Source organism: Flavobacterium zhoui (assembly GCF_042787235.1).
GTDB classification, from domain to species: Bacteria; Bacteroidota; Bacteroidia; order Flavobacteriales; family Flavobacteriaceae; genus Flavobacterium; species Flavobacterium zhoui.
The window spans coordinates 100,835-122,445 of record NZ_JBHZPY010000010.1; the positions used below are offsets into that span (position 1 = coordinate 100,835).

Below are 21,611 nucleotides of genomic sequence, written 5' to 3' on the forward strand. Positions count from 1 at the left end.
TAATTTATTTTTTAGTTCTTGTAAAAGCTTCAGTGGTCATTAGCCCTTCTTGCGATATACCTTCTCTCGCATAGACTTTTTTGACGGTAAGTAGCAGTATTTTCAAATCTATCAAAAAAGAAAGGTTATCCACATACCAAACATCATATTCAAATTTCTTTTCCCAAGATATGGCATTGCGTCCATTGACTTGTGCCCAACCAGTAATCCCAGGCTTAACTTCATGGCGTCTACTTTGAAATTCATTATAAAGCTTTAGATACTCTGGTAACAGTGGCCTTGGCCCTATTAAACTCATGTCTCCTATAAGAACATTTAATAATTGAGGAATCTCATCTAACGACGTTTTTCGAACAAAAACCCCAATCTCAGTCAGTCGTTCCGAATCTGGCAAAAGTTTTCCGAGGGAATCTTTCCTATCATTCATAGTCTTAAACTTGATGATCTTAAAAATTACTCCATTCAATCCCGGGCGTAATTGAAAGAAAAAAGGTTTCCCTTGATTAGCAAAATATAATCCTATTGTAACCATTATAAATAATGGACTTAATAACAATAGACCTATTAGGGCTAAAGCAAAATCAATTATTCTTTTTAAGAAAAATTTATACATTTTTAATTTTATTTTTGATAAGAGAATAAGAGTGATCCACTGTATATTCCTTATGTAATAAATCCATGGCGTTTTTGCACATTATTTCATACATCTCTTCGTTAGAACAAATTTCATCAATTACTTTATGCATATTTACAATATCACCTGACAAAACCTTATAACCACATTGATTCCTTTCCAATACATCCCCTATATCCGTATTAGAATCTGTTGCCGCAATCACGGGCATTTTCATTTCCAAATAAGACAGCAATCTAGAAGGGAAATTGGGTATTGTAAAATCTTTATGTAAAAAGATCATTCCAACATCACAAGCCTTCAAAAGCAAATCATAATCTTGTTTAGGTAATCCCGCTAGCAATATTGCATTTTTCGGCTGTTTACTTTGGAACCATTTATAAACTCGGTCATATTCAGTACCAGAACCTACCACTAAAAAAAAAATATTTGGGTTTTTAGTTGAACTTATTGTTTCTAAAAGAAAATCAATTCCTTGTGGCTTCCCTAAGTTTCCACCGTAAACAAAGACTTTAGTATTCAGGGGCAATCCATATTTTTTTCTTATGACTAGTTTTTCTTCTAAAGTACGAACCTGCTCTATTGGCGTAATGGAATTAGGATTTACCTCCACTTTTCCAGCAACTATCGTTGGGTTATGTGTTAAAATATATTCCTTGTTGGCTTCCGACATACAGCCTACTGTATCAGATATCTCATACAATCTGCGCTCTTTATTTAAAAAAAACTTATGTAGCACACCGCCTCCCTTTAACATTTTCATATCCACTGCATTCTGTGGAAAAATGTCTTTGAGCAATAGGTAAGAATAGGCGTTATCTCTTCGTTTTATATAATTTATTACTTTTGAAAATGTGATCGGAGGTGTAGAATACATTATTAAATCAAACTTTATGTTTGAACAAAATTTCTTTATGGCATTTAAATACTGATATTCAATAGCTAAAGTTCCAACTCCTTTTTCAATTATATTTGTTTTTTGCATATTGAGAGTGCGTACATTCAATATATGTACTCCAACTTCTTTCAAAAGATGCGTTTGCTTTTTGTCTCTGCGTTCAGAAGGGCAGAGGACAAACACCTCATACCCTTCATCTCTAAACTTGCGTAGTAAATCAGTATAAATTCCTCGTTCATCTAGCGTGTTTATTTTAACTAAGGTCAAAAAAAGAATATTCATAGAAACTTAAATTAAATAGATTCACTCCAAACTACACGCTTTATATAATCCGTATAACTCAAAATGATTCGGACCATTTTCTCCGATACATTAGGCATAGAATAATCTGCTACTGCTCTAAAATTACGATCTAATCCTCTCTTCTGAGATTGAAGTTGAACCAGTCCCTGCATTATTCTTTCCGGATTTAAACCTACCATCATAACTGATGCTTCTTCCATCGCCTCAGGTCTTTCATGAGTTTCACGAATATTCAACGCGGGAAAATTTAATGTTGATGATTCTTCCGAAATTGTACCACTATCTGACAAAACAGCGAAAGATTTCATTTGCAACGCATTGTAATCATTAAAACCCATTGGTTTCAAAAACTGGACTTCTGGTCTCATGACAATTTGTTTGGAGTCAATCATCTTTTGTGTTCGTGGGTGTGTACTTACAATAATTGGATATCCATACTTTTCGGCTATCAGATTCAAACTGTTCATTAAGCCAGTAAAGTTCTTTTCGCTAGTAATATTTTCTTCTCTATGAGCTGAAACCACAAAATATTGATTTTCCACCAAATTTAACTTAGTCAAAACAGCAGAAGACTCAATTGCAGGCAGATAATGATGCAACACTTCAAACATTGGCGAACCTGTTTTAATGATTCGATCAGCAGCTAACCCCTCTTTTAATAAATATTCACGGGCAATATCACTATAAGTCAAATTCACATCTGAAACATGATCCACAATTTTACGATTTGTTTCTTCTGGCACTCTCTGATCAAAACAACGGTTTCCGGCTTCCATATGAAAAATTGGAATGTGACGTTTCTTAGCGGGAATAGCACACAGACAACTGTTTGTGTCACCTAAAACCAAAAAGGCATCTGGCTTTTCACTCTCAAGTAATGGATCTATTTTAATTAGTATTTGGCCGACAGTCTCAATTGCAGAAACTCCAGCTGCATTAAGAAAAAAGTCTGGTTTACGAATTTTTAAATCATCAAAAAAAATCTGATTCAATTCATAATCATAATTTTGGCCAGTATGGACAATGATGTGCTCAATAGCTTCCGAAGCGTCTAAAGCCGCCATAACTCGGGATAATCTTATTATTTCTGGTCTAGTGCCGACCACTGTCATTACTTTTAATTGTGCTTTCATCTCGATTTTTATTTTTTTTCGAAAAATTTATTTTAAATATTTATTATACGTTTTCAAAAAAAGTATCTGGATCATTTGGGTCATAAAACTCATTAATCCAAAAATTAGTATATAACTCTTCGTCTCCAATGTTTTTAATATTATGTGTATACCAAATTGGCATATCAACATAAGCCGGTTCATTACCATCCAATTCAAAATTTAAAACTATATCGGTTCCTATTTTACGCAATTGGATTAATGCTTTTCCTTTGATAACTGCAAAGCGTTCAATTTTACGGGTATGATAATGGTTGCCCCTAGTGATTCCAACAGCGGTTGTAGAAAAAGAAATTTGCCCGCCTATATTCAGTCGAATGATTTCCACAAAAGACCCTCTTGTATCCGTGTTTTTAACAAATTTTACTGGAAAATGATTCTCAATATCCATATAGCAACGAAAAGTATTGAATAAATTCAGCTCGAATGAATTGTTTATTGAAGGAATGATTCCGAAATCATGATATTGTGTTTTATAAGATTCGAGAAGCGATAACAATTGAGACACCTTAGACTCTGAAGTATGACCAACCATTACCTCCAGCTTCCCTTCATTATTTCTAATTTCGGCAAGAATTACATTGACTAATTCTCCCACATAAATTAACTTCATATCGCCATCAACTTCAATGATAGGAATTTCATTATGAGATAATTTATGACAAAAAGTTGCAACGACAGAATTGTAATTTGGATGGCCGAACGGACCAAATACATTTGGAATTATCATGCCTGTGAATTTCCCTTCAGATCTTATCGCCCAATCTGTCATTAACTCACGACCTATTTTTTTAGATTTTCCATACAAGTTATCCCTTTCTTCTTGCGTCGAAGAGGAAAATATAACATGTGCTTTAGAATGGGTAGCTTCAAGAGCCTGCACTAATTTCTGAACCAAAGAAATATTTGTGTCAAAAATTACTTGAGGCTCATTATGACGATTCAGAGCTGCCAAATGAACAATTACATCGCATTGCCCAACAAAATCATTTAATTTACTTTGATCAGTAAAATACTCTTTTTTAAATTCAATTCTTTCAAACTCATCTGGGAACAATCCTAAATTATTATAGAAATGTGTACCGATAAATCCAGCCTGTCCCGTAACTCCTATTTTCAACATAATTAATTATACTTTAAAATAATCAATATCAAATCGATATTCATCTTTAACTGTCCCCAATAAATAATCAGACATTACCAATAATTTAGCTCCTTTTTCGAGTGCTTGAATACTACTCACATATCCTGAAGGGACACAGAGAACATCAAGAGATTCCGCATTTAAAATAAAATCGACTGATTTTAAATCTGCAGAAGGATTCTCCCAATTATCGATAGCTATCAATTCAATATTAAAACTGCCTTGTAAAACCGAAAACCATCTTTGTTCTATACGGTGGCCTTGCCACCCACGTATAAATGAGGCGTCTATATTTTCTACAAAATAAATCCTTTTGATTGCCGAAAAATCAAAATCATTATTAAAAAACAAACTTCCTCTTGAATCGGTATGACGTCCTCCTCTTATTATTTCTGGGACCACTTTCTACATATTAAAATAAACAAATCTCTATCTTCCTACTATCATCTAGGCATTTGAGTGATGTCTTCTCCGAAAACTTCTTTTCGAATCAACGGCAACGTAACTAATAATTTTTTCATTCCTTCTACCCCCTGTTGCTCCGTATTATGAGAATGATAATCTTCAATCTCTGAAACATCTTGTTCGCCTTCAGAGAAATATTGCGCATAATTTAAATCACGATTATCAGCTGGGATACGATAAAAATCTCCCATATCCTCCGCCTTTACCATTTCCTCACGAGTACACAATGTTTCGTATAACTTTTCGCCATGGCGCGTTCCTATTATTTTGATTTCGTTATTAGCATGACAGATTTCCTTAAGAGCTTGCGCTAAATCACCAATAGTTCCAGCTGGCGCTTTGTTTACAAATAAATCGCCAGGATTACCGTGCTCAAAAGCAAACAAAACTAATTCTACCGCTTCATCTAGTGACATTAAGAAACGCGTCATTTTAGGATCTGTTATCGTTATGGCTTTCCCCTCTTGAATTTGTTTTAAAAATAAGGGAATAACAGAACCTCTCGAGGCCATTACATTTCCATATCTAGTTAAGCAAACTGTTGTGTCGCTTAAATTCCTTGAGGCTGCCACAGCAACTTTCTCCATCAAAGCTTTAGAAATTCCCATGGCATTAATGGGATAAGCGGCTTTGTCAGTACTCAAACAGATTACTTTCTTAACTTTATTTGCTCCTGCTGCATCAATTACATTTTGAGTTCCAAAAACATTGGTTTTTGTTGCTTCCAAAGGAAAAAACTCACAAGAGGGCACTTGTTTTAACGCAGCGGCATGAAATACATAATCTACTCCACGCATGGCACGCTCCACACTGCTATAGTCTCTAACATCACCAATATAAAACTTAAGTTTATCATTTTTTAATTGATTACGCATATCGTCTTGTTTTTTCTCGTCACGAGAAAAAATACGAATTTCATTAAAGTGATCTGTATTTAGAAAACGATTTAATACTGCATTACCAAAAGAACCGGTCCCACCAGTAATTAAAAGAATCTTTCCTGTTATTGATTGTGTCATTTTATAAATATTTCTTGTAAATTTTATATGAACTTTGTATTATTTTATATTTGTATTTGGTCTCCATTTTAGAAGTAGTTGCTGATTCATTATGATTACATTTTAACATTGGCTCATACACTATCTTTCCCGCAACGCTACAAATTTGCCCTGCTAAAATAGCTTCCTCACCGTATAGAAAAACATCATCCCATAATTTATCGAAATTTAAAAAAAAATTAGGAGTAAGCACATATAGAGCTCCTATTCCCATATAAATATGTTTCCGTTCTGAATCAAAAGATTTTGGTTTCCGTTCTGAAGAATAAAATCGTGTTATAAGTTTTGCTAGGTAATAATTACTGAAATAAATTTCACTCTTTAATTTTCTTAAGAATGACATTTTATTGATCACATGAGGGTTTTCATGAATTCCTTCAATTGTAATAACATCCGGTGCCAAAATCAATTCATAATCCTTAATTTCAATTCTTTCAAGAACATCTAAAAAATCGTTGTAAAATTCTAAGTCGTTATTTCCTATAACTTGAAATTGATTATAACCATTCTCTAACGCACATTTGATCCCTAGATTTAAACCTTTGAAATAACCCAAATTATGTTCTGACTTTAATAATAAAACCGCATTAGTTTTTAGATTTTCAATATCAGTTTCTAATTGATTTACGTCCTTTATATCGGATGCATTATCAACTACAATAATTTTCACCCTATGATTTTGCTTAATTCTTATTACATTTAAAATGTATTCTAAAGTAATTTTTGAATTGTTGTAATTAACACAAATAAATGCTATTTCCATTTTGTTATAGTTTTCTTAGAAATTATAAAACTCTTTTTTATAATTGACTTAATTCCCTTTCGAAATTTTGACACATATTTTCCCAAGTAAACTTTTCAGCTGTTAATATCCCTTCTTGAACTATATTATCATATAAACTAGGATTATCAAGTAATCTTTCAAGTGCAACAACTAATGCATCTACATCTTCTACGTCAAACACCAAAGAATTAACTTCATTTACCGCGTATTGCGTTACCCCGCCAGAATTACTTGTGACTAAAGCTGCCCCACATCCCATAGCTTCTAAACCAGGTAAACCAAAACCTTCCAAATGAGAAGCAGAAACAAAAATATCGCATTTCTGCAAACATTCAACGATTTCCAGATCATTAGAAGGAAATATTATAGAATACGGGAAAGATAAATCAAGTTTAATATCATGTTGACTACTAAACAACAATATTTCAAAATCATTTCTCTTATTCTTTAAAATCTCTATTGCTTTAATAAAATCGTAAAAACCCTTTCGTTTTATATCAAGAGCAATAGTGCAAATTACCATTTCAGAGGAACTTCTCTCCTTGTCAATATTCTTTCTAAATATTTTGGGATCTATACCGTCATTAATGATTATTAAATCGTTCTTCCCAATCTTATTTTTAATAAACTGCGATATGGTTATTCTTAAATCTGGCTTTATTACATAAGTAAGCTTTGCGAAATTACTTTTAATTCTATTGCTAAAACTTTGTTTTAAATCAAAAAAGTCAGGTTCATAGCCTTGTATAAAGTAAACATGTTTCTTCCCCTTAAAAAATTTAAGCATCCAGCCCAGAAAAAATGTAGTGTAATAGTTACTTAAAACTATATCACCTGAAATTCCTGCATTTTCATAAATAAACAAATAATCTTTAAACTTCCCTAAAAACCTATTTTTGCTCTTATATTTATCTCTACTAATTAACTTTACTTGTTTGTCTAAAGGAAATGGAAAACAAATAATAGGGGGTGTAATTAGAACTATACTATGACCTCGTTGCGCTAATCCGTTAGCTAATTCTGCTATAACACGAATCCCGCCTCCTCGCGACACTCCAAATAAAGGAATTACAACGTTTAATTTTTTGAATTGTAAATGGCTATTCATATATTTCATTATATTTCAAAGTTGCGCTACGCTTGTATCCATAAAAAAAACCTGCAATAATTAGAAAAGGGCCCCAAACTTTTTGACTAAATAATGTTCCTCCTGTCATATTTACAAAACACAAAGCAATTATGATAGCCTGAAAAGTCAATCCAAAGTATTTATCGAATAAATTATTTATTGTGTACTTTTCTGTGCTCGTATATAAAGTATAAATAAAATTCATAAACAGGAAAAATCCAATTATGCCAGTTTCAGCTAAAATCTGCAAAAATAAATTTTCTGGATAACGAGTACTTTGAGTAAGAAACAAATCAAAACCACAACCAAAAAAAGGATAAAGTAGAAAAACTCTTATGGCTTCTGTAAAAGTATATATACGAATTACTGCACCTAAGGTGTCACCTGAAAATCCCATTTTTGAATTCCAAACACTATTTTCCATAGCATATGGAAGTACTTCATTAAAATGTGTAATAATATCTGTAAAATTTTTTATTAAAGCAAAATCCCGGAATAAATATCCAACAACTAGTGTTAGAACACTTATAATTAACATTTTTTTTAAGGAAGAAAGTATTCTTTTAAAACTAAAGTTCATTGAAATTAAACCTACAATAATTGCTAATGCGGCAGAACGGGAACTCGAAATATACATTCCTATAATTAAAATACACAGATATATTACTATTTTTTTTTTGTCATAAGCAAGTACTTCGTTCTTGGTATACCATAATAAAATAGCTAAAAAAACAGGAATTAATAAAAACGCAGCGTAAATATTATAATTTCCGGAGCCAGCATAACTACCTGCTTCAGTTACCTGATCAATCTCTCGAAAAACAGGCATGGTAAATGATGGCATCCCTTTCATATAAAAATAATTCCCGCTCAACAATTGATAAACGGCTAAAAAAGATGCCGATAATCCTGTGATAATAAATACTTTTATTGCTTTTATTGAACTTGCAAGGTCAATATCTATATTACACAATAAAATAAAAACGGGAACATATTGAATCAATCTAACACAAGCTAAAATACCGGACAACGAAAAACCAGCAGGTCCAACAAATGAACTCACAAAAGAATTCAACAAGAAATAAACAAAACATAATAATAAAGCAAAACTAGATTTATTAAGATTCATATTAAATTTATTTCTCTTTCCTTTAGCTAGTTCCACTATTACAAAAATAAAAATGTAAATAGTATCCATCCCTAAATTAATACCTCTCTCTCCGATGCTTACCACCAAAGACGACTGTGAATAAATAGATAAAGGAATCAAAAACAATAGAGCATATAATCTACTATAAGTAGATAAACCTACAGCAATTACAGCTACTAAAAGAAGGGAAATTAAAAACATATTACATTAAATCTTGTCAAACAATGTCAAAACATCGAAGTCTCTTTTAATAATATACTGCTTGAATAAGTCTGTAGCTTTTTCTATGTTTTCAATATTCGCATAGTGTATCCTGTTTTCTTTCTTTTTATGAAAAATAGATACTAACTTATTGAATCTTCGTCTTACAATAACTAGCATTAAATAAAAAGCAACTTTTGCGTGAAACAAGATAATAGACTTTTTTTCAGATTTAACAACAAGTTTAGATTGTTCCATTATTAACTTCTTAATATTGGGATTGATTAGTATACTCTGGGCTACCAAAAATTCTAAATTAAAATATTTAATTAAATAACTTTTTTCGGAACTTTTTAGTGCTTTAATTCCTGTTTCTGCCCATATAGTTTGTATGCTATAATATTTTGGAATCATACTATCCCATAAGTAGTTATTTCTACTTCTAAAATGGGGAGCATCTTCTAGTTTTCCATTATGCTCTCCGTTTACACTTGCCGCCGAGGTACTACTAGCGCAAGTTCCAGCTATTGTCATTGGATAATCAATTAAAACATGCTTTTTAACGAGCGTAGTTAAGGAAATAGTCGAATAAATATCAGGGCTTAATCCATCAAAATAATTTCCGTTATTTTCCTTAATTTGCTCCAAAAGACTTCTCTTTACTAAACCATGATAAACTCTTGGAAGGTTAAATGGAATGTAGTTTACAATTCCTGTCATCAATAAAGGAATAAGTCTCTTAGATGGATCAAACACTAATGAGGTACCGATGAATTCAGGAATTGACAAATTTCCTTCTTTATATTTTTCAATGGCATTAGGCCAATAATATTCAGCTATTTGAGAAGACCCTAGTGATTCTATCCCGTTCTTTTGTGCGTATCTGGCAATCTTTATAAATTCAGGATTTATACCATCGTCATCCCCTATCATACATAAATACTCACCCGTGGCGAAACCAACACAAGCGTTAAAATTATCAATAGATGAAAATGGTGGTGGTGTATAATTATAGATTAGCCTTGAATCTGAAAAATTATTTAAAACATATTCTTTAAGTTCGAGAGTGTCTGTATTATCTTGAACTATGACCTGCAAATCTTCGTCCTCTAACTTCAACAAAGATTCCACTGTATTAATACAATAGGGTACTCGATTCTTTGTTGCTATTACTATGCTTAAAAGTGGTTTCATTTAATTATTATAATATTTTTAAAATTGGGAAGTGGGAAACAGATAATTTACAATTTTTTGGGAAATCTGATATTATGATTTGTATCATAGAGTTCTGAACAAATAGAAATACTTGCTTCAAAGAATTATTCAATGATTTTATTAATCAATCCTTTTTAATTAGAATTTAATATCTCTTTCAACTTTTCAACTTGACTCTTTGCATATACTGTTTCAAGAAATAATTCTGATTCCTTAAGATAATCTATATTACCATTACTTATGCAGCAAATAAGTAATTTGTTAAATTCCTCATATGAAGCTACACTTGGTGAAATTTTATTCAAATTAAAGAAATCAGTTTCGAAATTTTTTGGATATCGAGCAATAATTTGGCAACCTGCTGAAATAAACTCAAACAAACTAGGAGTCACGTGGTTCATAAACCTTTGTGAACTATCATCAAAACCAGGAGTTGCATATAAAGCCACTTTGGATGTTTTAAGCAAATCAAGGTAAGCATTTCTATCTGAAAATTCTCCCAAAACACCTCTCTTATTCGAATAATATACATTATTTTTATATAACTGACTACCTTCCCATCTACGTTCTACATATTCAAAATTTGGATTTTCTTTAGAGAATTTATCCAGATACTCCATAAAAACTTTATTGGAACGAACTATAATTAAATCAATCTCCTTATCCTGAGTTGATTTTAGGCTAAGCTTATGATTATTAGAAAGGCTTAAAGGTAAGTGTGCGATATTTAGCGGACAATTATTTGTTTTTAAATAATTATATGCTTCTAAACTAGATATTAAAACTAACTTACAATTTTTATATATTTTGTAAAAGGATTCTAAATCTACATTATAATCAAAATCAATAATGTGCGGCACTTTATTTGAAAACACTTGAAAAGAAAAATAGTTTCGAGGATATAGTTCAAAAATAAGAGAAAAGGATTTCGGTTTTCTTAAACTATCAATTTTTTGTATTATTCCTCCAAGCTTAAACTTCTGACATATTTTAAAAAAATAACGAAGCAATTTATCTTTTTTAAAATTAAAGGAATAAATAGGGATTTTAAGAAATTTTGAATAATCATCTTCCCATTCGTAAATTAGGTGTGAGTATACTTCGCTATTACTATTACGAGTTGAATAAATTTTTGAGATTTTCATTAAATTATAAAATTTTGGCTAAAACTTAAATATAGATTGTAATTTATTTTGAGTTGTGTTCTTTAGCTCGACCATAATTGAATTTTTCAATATTAGTATTTGAATTGTTAGGTAGTATACAATTGAAATCGTAACTGAAAAAAACAAAACAAGAAATGCAGAAGATAAAAGCTGCCTTGAAATTAATACAAAACCCAAAAAAGGCAAACAAAGAATAGTATTGATAATTATCTGTTTAAAAGGAATACTTATTTGCATATATTTCTTAACATAATAATAGCAAGCAAATAACACGACAAGTTCAGCAAATAAATTTGAGAAAGCCGCTCCATTATGTTGAAATAAAGGAATTAAAATAAAATTGAGGACAACACTTGTGACAGTGCCGTATATTACAGCATATAATAGCTGCCTATCTTTACCTAGTGGAACCAAAAACTGAGTACTGAAATTTGTTGTAATCCCTATTATAAGAACTATTGGACTCATTATACGAATTGTATCAACTGAGGGTGCGAATTCAGCACCTGAAAAAAGACTAATTATTTCGGGAGCGGTTACAAATAACCCAACCATAATGGGGACGCCTAATAAAATGACAAATTGAATTGTTTTTGAAATTAATCGATTTATTTCTATATAATTCTCCTTCTTGAATTCCATAGCAATACGGGGTAACATAACAGGAACTAATACCATAATAAGTGACAATGGAATCTTATTTATTTTAGATGCCACGGAATAATAACCTACAGATGAATTTCCAGATAAAAAACCAAGCAAGGTGACATCTAGTAGATTATAAACACTAGTAAAGACCATTACTGAAAACAATAAAAAGAGAGGCTTTATATGGCTCCTTAATTGTAATTTACTTTTGATAACACTAAAATCAATGAACTTAAAAATATACTTTGTATTGACTAAAGTATTTAGTAAGCTTATAATAATTGGAATACAAAAATATATCAAAGAATCATCCTTTGTTTTAATTAATACAAAGGTTGCTATTATAGAAACTATTTGAAAAAAAACAGATCGTAAAGTTATGTACTTGAAATCCTCGAGAGCTGAAAAAAAATAATTAAGGTCAAAAATTCCTATAACTATCGTTCCTAAACCTAATAGATAGTAAGCCAAATAATCATTGAACTTATCAACAGAAAAAATCAGAAATAAGTAGATCACAATTGCTATCAAGGAGCAAATAAATTTTATTGAAAATAACTCAAATAAAATTGTTGTTCGTTGAGCAGTATTGTCTCTCACTTTAGCAATTTCTCTTATCCCGTAAAATGGAATTCCTAATGAAGATATGATGACAAAATATTGTATAAAAGAATTTGCAAAATTTATTTGACCAATTCCTTCAGGTTCTAATACTCTTGTAATATATGGGAAAATAATAAATGGAAGTATCAGGTTTGAGCCTGTAAGTACCCCATTGTACAAAACATTTTTTTTTAATTTTGACATATATATATATATAACTATCGACAATTCGATATTAATCTATTACTTATAGCTCGTAAAAAACGTTAAAAAAACTAAATGCTTTTTAAACTAACTTATTTTCTTCAAACATATCAAACACAGACAATATTCTATACTTAATTCAAACAAATGCTAATTTGTTGCACTTATCAAAAACAATTTTTTTAAATTCAATGATTAAACAACTAATAAAATAAAGGCTTTAGAATGTTTTATTTTTAATAAAGAGTGAATGAACCAAAATTTAATTAAAACTTCTCATCTATTTATAGATTACAAACCTAAATTTTTAACTATTATAAACATTAAAAATTACGTCCACTATATTTAAAGTCTGTTATTTCATCTTCATAATTAAAGAGCATAAAATTTATATTTTTATATGAATTTTGATCCCTAATTGAGTCATCTACCAAAACCCAGTTAACTTTGCTATAGAATCCCATTAAATCATTTTTACAAAGCAAAATCCCATTTAGTGAATTAATAATTAAATAATTATTAATGGCGGTTAATAAATCTTTTCCATACCCTTTGCCCTTATTTCTAGTACAAACATTACCTATTCCTAGAAAAGGATGTGTCTTACTATTTATTATTACTTGGGTTTTTATTAAGTTTAAATAACCAATTAGCTCATTATTTTCTACCATTAAAACGTGAATATCATCCGCCTGAATATTAGCTTTAATCCAATTGATATGTTCTTCGATAGAATAATCCCAATGAAGTTTCTTCAAACTTACGATACTTTCTAGTTCAATCGCTGTAATTTGAGATTGCAAGAGAAATTTAAATTCCATATTTTATTTTAATTTATTATCAAACCACCATCCACAAGGCAATGCAACAAAATGATTCATAAATTCATTTACTCCTTTTAAATTAATTTTACTATTAAAGACTGAATAAATATTGTTGTTTATATGAACTCCCGAAGCATAAAACCCCGCCTCCCTAAATTGTTTAATAGTTTCCGCCTTGTTTTTAGCAAGGGCTCCATAAACCCAATAATTGGGAAAAACATCTGCTGTTATGATAGGATTTATATCTGCATTGTTATTTAACTTTTCATCCCAAATTACTGCATTTTTTCTTTGTTTTTCAATTAGACGATCAACATTATCCATTTGTTGGGTACCTATATATGTGTTAAGTTCCATTGGAGTAGCACTATGAGCAACTAATTTTATATCGCAGTCTGCACTAATTTCACCAATACTATCCCTAAACAATTTTCTATCGATTCCAGCATCTCTAATTAGCTTACTTTTTTCAAAAAGAACAGAATCCCTAAAAATAATTGCACCACCATCTAAGGTGTTAGGAATTCTTACTGGATTAAATGAAAAAACGGTGACATCTGATCCTAAATTACCTAATTTTAATCCTCTATACTCACTCCCAAATGCCTCTATACCATCATCAATTATGGGAACTCCAAATTCTTTTCCAATACTATTAATAGCATCTATATGTCCCAGGTGTCCGCAGTAATGATTATGAATAATCGCTTTGGGACCTAGGTGCATTAAATTTCTAACACTATCTGGACACAATGTTCCTGTTTGAGGATCAACATCTGCCCATTGAATTTTTATACCAACTGATACTAGTGGTTGTGTTGATGCCAGACAAGCCATTGGAGAAACAATCACGGTATCACCAAATTTAATATCTAATGTTGTCAGCGCAACCAAAATAGCCATGTTAAATGTATTAGTAACAATCACATTGTTTGTACTAAAATAACCCGTAAGCATGCTTTCAAATTCTCTGCCGTATTTACCATAGGTTAAACTACCACTTTGCAAAATTTCATTTACAAGTGGTGTTTCAGGCATAAAAGGTTTGTATAGTGGAATCATAACTACCAGCCGCTTTTTATTAATTTTACAATTTTCGCCCTATCTTCATCACTGACCCACCATCCACAAGGTATATGTACCATTTTACCATAAAAGGCGTCTAAATTTGGTAATTCTGTTGGATAATCATTTAAATACGTATGCAAATCATTTCTTTTATGAAGCTCTGATGCAATAACCCCGTTTTCGCTCATCATTTTGACAAATGCATCGCGGTTTTCGACCTTCAAAGTATATAACCAATAAGAAGGTTTCGTGTTTGGATAATATTCAATTAATTCAACTCCGTTAATATTTTTCAACTCTTCGTCAAAGTATCTTCCATTATCAATATATCTTTGAATAATATTTTCAATATTCTCTAATTGAACTAGTCCTATGGTAGCATTCACATTATTCATATGGTATTTATATCCTTGATATGTGATGTCATTGTCTAAACGACTTAACTTCTTATCAAGGCCAAACCACCTTATAACTTTACCTTTTTCATATAAATCCCGATCTGCAATTTGCAACGCTCCTCCATCAATTGTCGTTAAATGTTTAATCGCTTGGAAAGAATAAACTGTAAAAGGAAAATGATTACCTGTTTTTATTTCGTTATATTTTGCTCCAAGAGCATGAGCTGCATCTTCAATAACTGGGATATTGTACTTTTGCGATATTTCTTGAATTCTTTTTACATCTACAGGAATACCTGCATAATCAACTACGATAATGGCTTTTGTTTTTGAATTAATTGCTTTTTCTATCGAATCTGCCGAAATGTTTCCCGTATTATAATCGACATCTGCCCACCTTACTTTTGCACCAACCATTTTAATGGCAACGTTAGTAGGCTCAGCTGTTAAGGCAGTACTAATAACCTCATCTCCCTCATTCACACCCGCTAAAATTAATGCTATATGCAAAGCCGCCGTACCTGAATTAAGCGAAAGCGTATGCCCTCCTCCAATATATTCTTCAAATTTTCTTTCAAATTGTTCAACCACATCCCCTTGAGCCACGTAGCCGCTATATAAAACCTCTTCTAATCTTGGCATTAGTGTTTCGCGAGGTGGTATGCTTGTTTTTATCAGTGGTAACATATAAATAATTTTAACTGTGAGAAAACATTTTCTATTCTAAATAAAACCAAAATTTATTTTCAATATCTACTATTAAACAATCTGAATCAGTACTTTTTATAACGAAGTAAAATTCTATTATCTTGTACATAAAATTGTGATGTTTTCATTATTTTCTAAACAAAGAAAACACCATTTAAATAATTCAAAAACTACTTGCTAAAGAAATTACTTTCCTTTAATTCCATGGCTGCTTCTATACACTTATCCATATTATAATATTCCCATTCTGCAAAACGTCCTAAAAGGAAAATTCCATACGATTTTAATAATGATTTTAAGATCGCAATATCTTTTCTGGTATTTTGATTTTGAATAATATATGAATTTGCCTCATAATTAAACGAAAGTGGTGCTAAATTACCAGGCAATAATTTTAATTCATTAATCATATCTAATTGATCCTGCTTTCCCGAAAACTCTACTACACAAGTTTTTCGGCTAGTACCTTCATTATTAGTATCACTAAAATTCCCCGTATAGATAATTCGGTGTGCCTTAAATTTATCTTCCGGTAAATACAACCAAGAAATATCATTTTCATCAGTTTCACACAAAACATTGGAAGTTCCGTTAGAAATCAAATTTGCAACATTTGTCATTGCTTGATTCAAAGCAGAATCATCAATTTTAATAATTTTATGCAATTGACGCACATCTCCGCAATATACAATAGAATCAACTATTTTATCCCCATCATTAATCGATAGAAGATTGCTTGAAATAACTTCAATAGATTTAACATTATAGGAACAATTAATAGATAGATCTTCTGAGAGCCTATTTACAATAAATTGTGATCCGTCTCTACATGGATAATAAAAACTTGAATGCACCATATTAGACTCTTCACTTTTCAAAATATTACTAAGTAAAACTTCCCTCAATTTAGGCATTGGCAACTTTCCATCAAGCCATTCAAGAGGAACACTAGCAAGATCTGTATTCCATAGCTTAGTGTTATAAGGCCCAAAATAAATTTTATATAGTTCTTCTCCAAAATTGCCAATCAAAAAATCTTTAAAATTGGAATAGTTCTCAACATTAGTCTTATCATTTGATAATTTATCCAATAATTCATTGACAATAGCTTTTAATTGTGGTTCAGGTAATTGGGAAATATAATTCTCAATAGGATATCCTATTAGATTACTATTCATCAATATTTTGGCATTTCTTTTTGCTTTTATAAATTCTTTCTCTTTGTCGAAATGACTCCAAAACCAATCTAAAACAATTTGATTCCGACTATTAAACACATGGCCTCCAACACGATGAAATAAATTACCACCAATCCTTTCACACTTTATCAACCCTCCAAAAGACTTATCCTTTTCTAATATTTCAATCTTGCAAACTTCTTTTAGCATTCGAGATATACTTAACCCTGATATTCCTGAACCTATAACTACTACATTTTTCATTTACTTAATTTTAAATATATTATAAACTTTACTTAAAAAGTAACCTGCTAAAAAAGTGGGGGATTTATGAAATATTTTTTTTTGCCAGTATACTTTTAACATTAAAAAAGAGATACAAACTATTAATTACAACATTCTATAAAAATCTTTTTTATCTAAATGATTTAAACAATTTTCTTGAAATCAAAAATAACATCATCAAAATAACTGCCACAACACCTCCTATTACGATTCCTTTAACTTTCCCAAACTTCTCTTTTTTTAAAGGTAAAATAGGTTCATCAATCACTTGTATCAGTGGAGTTTCTTTACGTAATGTAACTTTAGCGAGCTCCGATTGTTTGACCAATTCCGTTAGTATCGCTGTATTCGCCTGTACATCCACCTGCCTTCTGGCTGAAGGTGCTCTACGCACATTGAGTGCAGGGTTCAACATAAAGGTATTATCATTGGCAACAGCGACTCCAGTAATCGCCCCATTGAGTTCTCTGCGAATCGAATCAGTTTGTCGTTCGAGAATATCCATATTCATACGTGCCTTTTTACTTTTAGAAGTAACATAAAAATCTGAAACTTGTTTAACAAGTGCTTCAGTAAAATATTTAGCAAACAATTCATTGGTGGAAGACACATCAATACTTATTATAGCTAGTTTCTTGTCTTTTTGTCCAACGGACAATCCATTTTTTGATAAATCCTCATAGATAACACCCAAAATACTGTCATGCACTCTCGTAAAGTATTTACGTTTAGTATTGGGCAAAAACTGGATGTCTTTTAATTTGGGATTATCTTTCCATTTGTCCCTCCATCCGTTATTTTGAACATACATTTCGGCCAATGAAATACTTGTCTCGTTGGAAGCAACAGGACTTAATAAAGTTTGTTCGACCATGCTACGGGACTTAAATAACTCCGTCAAATTAGAACCGGTAAAAATACTCCCACCGCCACCACCAAGATCCAGTCCAAACTGACTCGCTAAACCCAAAGCCCCTCCTAATCCTCCACCAGATTTTTCATCTTCTAAAGCAAAAGACAAAGTAGCAGTGTAAATAGGTTTCTTACTAAAGGAATAAGCCAACCCTAAAGCAGCTCCTATTATTCCTGCCAGTACAATGATTTTCCATTGTGAAACTAAATAGGAAAACCATTCTCTGGCTTTGTCAAGCAATTCTTTCAAAGAGATTTCGTCGTTAGGTATTTCTTTATTCATTGTATCAAGATTTTACGCTTGTATTTTGTTTAATTGTATTGAAATGTATATTTTAAATAATGTCGACAAAAGCCTGTTAGCTGTTTTCATTTGCCTCCCATGTCATCCTGAGCCGGTCGAAGGAAGAGTAGAGCTAAAACAAATTAAATCTGCTATCTGAGACTCATCACTGAACACTGAACACTGATCACCGAACACTGAACACTGTAACCTGCAAACTGATCACCGAACACTGATCACTGTAACCTGCAAACTGAACACTGAACACTGTAACCTGCAAACTGATCACTGAACACTGATCACTGATCACTGAACACTGATCACTGAACACTGCAAACTGAACACTGATCACCGAACACTGATCACCGAACACTGAACACTGAACACTGAACACTGACCACTGACCACTGAACACTGATCACTGAACACTGAACACTGTAACCTGATCACTGAACACTGAACACTGCAAACTGATCACCGAACACTGATCACCGAACACTGAACACTGAACACTGAACACTGACCACTGACCACTACCTCAATATCGCTATAACAACCTCCGCTAAACTCGCCAACACTCCTGCTATACTGACAAATTCACCAGTACTCATCTTTTTAACTTCGGGTTTTTCCGGCACTATAATTTGAGACCCAGGAGTAACTTTAGGATAGTTTCTTATAAATAAAAACGAATGAGTTACTGCTGCCTTCCCGTTTGGATAAATGATATACGATTTCTTTTTCCAGCCTTTATTATCTACCCCACCTACAGCATTCAGGTAATACCCCAATCCTTTACCTCTGTCATAAGGAATTTCTGAAGTCAACAATACATTACCGGTAACTTTTACACCTTCGTTAAATGCAGCCACTTCAATTTCGTCTCCGGGAAATAGCGTCACATTAGTATTGTTTTTCGGGTTTTTAACAATGGATTTCCAATCTACAGGTATCGTGGCATATTTCAAATCTTCTTTTAATTTTTTAGTCAACTTTTTCTGAATACTGTCCTTTTTACCCAAATTCAAATCTATACTTTCAACTGCTTCGATTTGTTTGGCTTGTATCGGTCGCTTAATTTTAACACCCTCTATGTTGGCTAATGAAGTCAGACCACCTGCCCTTTCAACAATATCATAGACTCTGTCTTTTTTCGATGCCAAAACATATTTACCGGCATAATTAACAGCACCGCTTATAGTTACCATCTCTGGCTTTTCATAAACTGCCATTTTACGAATATTCACCACATCAAAAGGCTGTAAGGCAAAGTTTTTTAATTGCTCATTGTTATTTGCCGAAATTTCAATATTGAACAATTCCGCTTTACTAGGATTAGCATCATCAATTGTTTCCGACTTGATCATTCTCGCTACCTCAACTCTTTTGGAAGCCGAACCCGTTAATCCACCTGCCTGAACCAATAAATCATTAAGAGTCAGATTTTCATAATAAGCATATACACCCGGCTTCTTTATCTCCCCATCGATTGTAATCTTATATTCTTCAACAAAATCTAAAACAGAATATACCGTTACTATATCTTCCTTTTTCAAAGCAACATCTGCTTCAAGGTCTCCCTCCAAAGCTTTAACCAAATTCACATTGACAATCTCCGTTGTTAAGTCTGATTTTAGTCGAATGATTCGAGCTCTGTTGCTATATGCATCTTCTTTTAACCCCTCCGCTTTTGCAATCAAATCGGAGATGCGCATGCCTTCATAAAAAGAATAGGTATCAGGTCTGAAAACGGCACCGTCAATTTTGACACGATTTTCAAAACGGTTTAAAATTTTAGTTATTCTGAATACATCTCCAGACAAAGGTTTATAAGTATTAAATTCGGCGAATTTTACATCGCGAACTTTAAACTCTTTATTTGTTTTTTGCAACACATTTACCGAAGCGGTATAAGCAAATTCGTTGAAACCGGAAGCAAAAGACAATAAATCTGCAAATGTCTCCCCTTTTTTCATTTCAAAAATACCGGGACGCTTTACTTGTCCCTCTACCGTAACCCTTTGATTGTAGGCAGGAATTCGAATTACGTCATTATCCTTTAGTCCTACATTATCAGATTGGTCACCATTGACCAAAAAACGATAAATATCAACATTGCGATATACTTTATTATCCCTTAGCAATTCAATATTTCTATAGCTGCCGTTCTTTGCGGGTCCACCGCCTAAAAATAAAGCATTATAAACCGTCGCTAAGGAGGATATCGAATAATTACCCGGTTGTTTACTGCCAATTATAGTAACGCGAATCGTTCTGATCCGACTCAAACTAATCCCTACTTGAGATTGCCCGGATCCCACTGTACTATACACCCTAGCAATAGCCCCTTTTATTTTTTGGGTTGCCGCTTCTATGGTCATTCCTGAAACGGGAATCTGGCCTACATACTGGATATTTACCTTCCCCTCCATGGTTACCGGAACAGAGGCATTAAATTCTTGCACGCCATAAACACTAATTTGCAATTCATCACCTGGCCCTAACACATAATTTACCGGAGTGGCTAATTTCAAATTGGGTTCAAAATTTAAGGTAGGATTATCAAACAGTTCCGAACCAAAAACCAGCGCATTAATCGAGTCTTTTACTTTCGTATTGACGATTTTTTCTTGTTTTCGGGTAAGTTCATTCGATTCCTCTTCTCCTTTCGAATCATCCTTTTTAGCAATGGCAGTAGTACTTTTTATTTCTCCCAAACGCAATTTCAACTTAGCAAATTCAGATGCTGGCATTCCTTTGGACAAGGCCATCGGTTCCGCTTGCTCAATTGTTACATTGTTTGTTTGCAACTGCGTTTTTATTTTTGCAATATCACTATCCGACAAATAATCTACTTTCAGTGTGCTCAAATCGGTACTTTTCAACAAATCTTGCGCTAGCACTGTGGTGGATTGAAAAAGTGCTATAAAAAACACCGCTGCAATAAGTATTTTTCTCATGTCTAATCTAAAATTTACAATTTATGTATCGTTTGCTATTTATAACTCAATTTTCTAAAACAAACCACACTAATATGAACTCCGCATAGCTTCGCTGCAGTAAGCCACATAATGGCTCACTGTTTTTTAAAAACTGGTACAAAGCTAGAGTAAAATTATAGAAAAATCTATAGTTTCAGTAGGAAATATAAAACAAAAACGTCAGTTATTTGGTTCCTAGC

The 21,611-nt window shown here is 32.2% G+C and carries 18 protein-coding genes; all 18 read right to left on the minus strand.

Translation table 11 applies throughout. The features are described 5' to 3' along the window. Positions 1–4: 4 nt before the first annotated feature. Positions 5–613 carry a sugar transferase gene (locus ACFX5F_RS12050; RefSeq protein WP_379852280.1) on the minus strand — a complete coding sequence of 203 codons (609 nt, stop codon included), beginning with the start codon at positions 611–613 and terminating at the stop codon, positions 5–7. After that, positions 606–1,814 carry a glycosyltransferase family 4 protein gene (locus ACFX5F_RS12055; protein ID WP_379852281.1) on the minus strand — a complete coding sequence of 403 codons (1,209 nt, stop codon included), beginning with the start codon at positions 1,812–1,814 and terminating at the stop codon, positions 606–608. The genes ACFX5F_RS12050 and ACFX5F_RS12055 overlap by 8 nt, the downstream gene beginning before the upstream one ends. Positions 1,815–1,825: 11 nt before the next feature. Then, a complete protein-coding gene (gene wecB / locus ACFX5F_RS12060) occupies positions 1,826–2,968 on the minus strand; it encodes a non-hydrolyzing UDP-N-acetylglucosamine 2-epimerase (protein WP_379852282.1) in 1,143 nt (380 codons plus the stop codon). Positions 2,969–3,011: 43 nt separating this feature from the next. Beyond that, complete coding sequence (locus tag ACFX5F_RS12065) at positions 3,012–4,130, minus strand: polysaccharide biosynthesis C-terminal domain-containing protein (RefSeq protein WP_379852283.1); 1,119 nt, start codon at positions 4,128–4,130, stop codon at positions 3,012–3,014. A gap of 6 nt (positions 4,131–4,136) precedes the next feature. Next, positions 4,137–4,553 (minus strand): WxcM-like domain-containing protein, encoded by a 417-nt coding sequence (locus ACFX5F_RS12070; protein WP_379852284.1) that lies wholly within the window; start codon positions 4,551–4,553, stop codon positions 4,137–4,139. A gap of 41 nt (positions 4,554–4,594) precedes the next feature. After that, positions 4,595–5,635, minus strand: coding sequence for a polysaccharide biosynthesis protein (locus tag ACFX5F_RS12075; RefSeq protein ID WP_379852285.1), 1,041 nt, complete (start codon positions 5,633–5,635; stop codon positions 4,595–4,597). Between the two features lies 1 nt (position 5,636). Then, the gene (locus ACFX5F_RS12080) at positions 5,637–6,437 is read right to left on the minus strand and encodes a glycosyltransferase (protein ID WP_379852286.1); all 801 of its coding nucleotides are present in this window, start codon (positions 6,435–6,437) and stop codon (positions 5,637–5,639) included. Positions 6,438–6,474: 37 nt separating this feature from the next. Beyond that, on the minus strand, positions 6,475–7,566 hold the full coding sequence (locus tag ACFX5F_RS12085) for a glycosyltransferase family 4 protein (protein ID WP_379852287.1): 1,092 nt from the start codon (positions 7,564–7,566) through the stop codon (positions 6,475–6,477). Further along, the gene (locus ACFX5F_RS12090) at positions 7,559–8,938 is read right to left on the minus strand and encodes an O-antigen ligase family protein (RefSeq protein ID WP_379852288.1); all 1,380 of its coding nucleotides are present in this window, start codon (positions 8,936–8,938) and stop codon (positions 7,559–7,561) included. The genes ACFX5F_RS12085 and ACFX5F_RS12090 overlap by 8 nt, the downstream gene beginning before the upstream one ends. Positions 8,939–8,944: 6 nt before the next feature. After that, positions 8,945–10,132, minus strand: a complete 1,188-nt coding sequence (locus ACFX5F_RS12095) for a glycosyltransferase family 2 protein (protein ID WP_379852289.1) — start codon at positions 10,130–10,132, stop codon at positions 8,945–8,947. Between the two features lie 155 nt (positions 10,133–10,287). Beyond that, positions 10,288–11,298 (minus strand): hypothetical protein, encoded by a 1,011-nt coding sequence (locus ACFX5F_RS12100; RefSeq protein ID WP_379852290.1) that lies wholly within the window; start codon positions 11,296–11,298, stop codon positions 10,288–10,290. A gap of 18 nt (positions 11,299–11,316) precedes the next feature. After that, positions 11,317–12,774, minus strand: a complete 1,458-nt coding sequence (locus ACFX5F_RS12105) for a flippase (protein ID WP_379852291.1) — start codon at positions 12,772–12,774, stop codon at positions 11,317–11,319. Positions 12,775–13,097: 323 nt separating this feature from the next. After that, positions 13,098–13,595: a GNAT family protein gene (locus ACFX5F_RS12110; RefSeq protein ID WP_379852292.1), complete on the minus strand. Its 498-nt coding sequence runs from the start codon at positions 13,593–13,595 to the stop codon at positions 13,098–13,100. Positions 13,596–13,598: 3 nt separating this feature from the next. After that, complete coding sequence (locus ACFX5F_RS12115) at positions 13,599–14,660, minus strand: DegT/DnrJ/EryC1/StrS family aminotransferase (RefSeq protein ID WP_379852293.1); 1,062 nt, start codon at positions 14,658–14,660, stop codon at positions 13,599–13,601. Positions 14,661–14,662: 2 nt separating this feature from the next. Beyond that, positions 14,663–15,751 carry a DegT/DnrJ/EryC1/StrS family aminotransferase gene (locus tag ACFX5F_RS12120; protein WP_379852294.1) on the minus strand — a complete coding sequence of 363 codons (1,089 nt, stop codon included), beginning with the start codon at positions 15,749–15,751 and terminating at the stop codon, positions 14,663–14,665. A 191-nt stretch (positions 15,752–15,942) separates the two neighbouring features. Beyond that, a complete protein-coding gene (locus ACFX5F_RS12125; protein WP_379852295.1) occupies positions 15,943–17,214 on the minus strand; it encodes a protoporphyrinogen/coproporphyrinogen oxidase in 1,272 nt (423 codons plus the stop codon). 151 nt (positions 17,215–17,365) lie between these two features. Continuing rightward, positions 17,366–18,430: a Wzz/FepE/Etk N-terminal domain-containing protein gene (locus tag ACFX5F_RS12130; protein ID WP_379852296.1), complete on the minus strand. Its 1,065-nt coding sequence runs from the start codon at positions 18,428–18,430 to the stop codon at positions 17,366–17,368. A 533-nt stretch (positions 18,431–18,963) separates the two neighbouring features. Further along, entirely contained in the window at positions 18,964–21,390 is a 2,427-nt protein-coding gene (locus tag ACFX5F_RS12135; protein ID WP_379852297.1) for an SLBB domain-containing protein, read from the minus strand. Positions 21,391–21,611 lie beyond the last annotated feature (221 nt).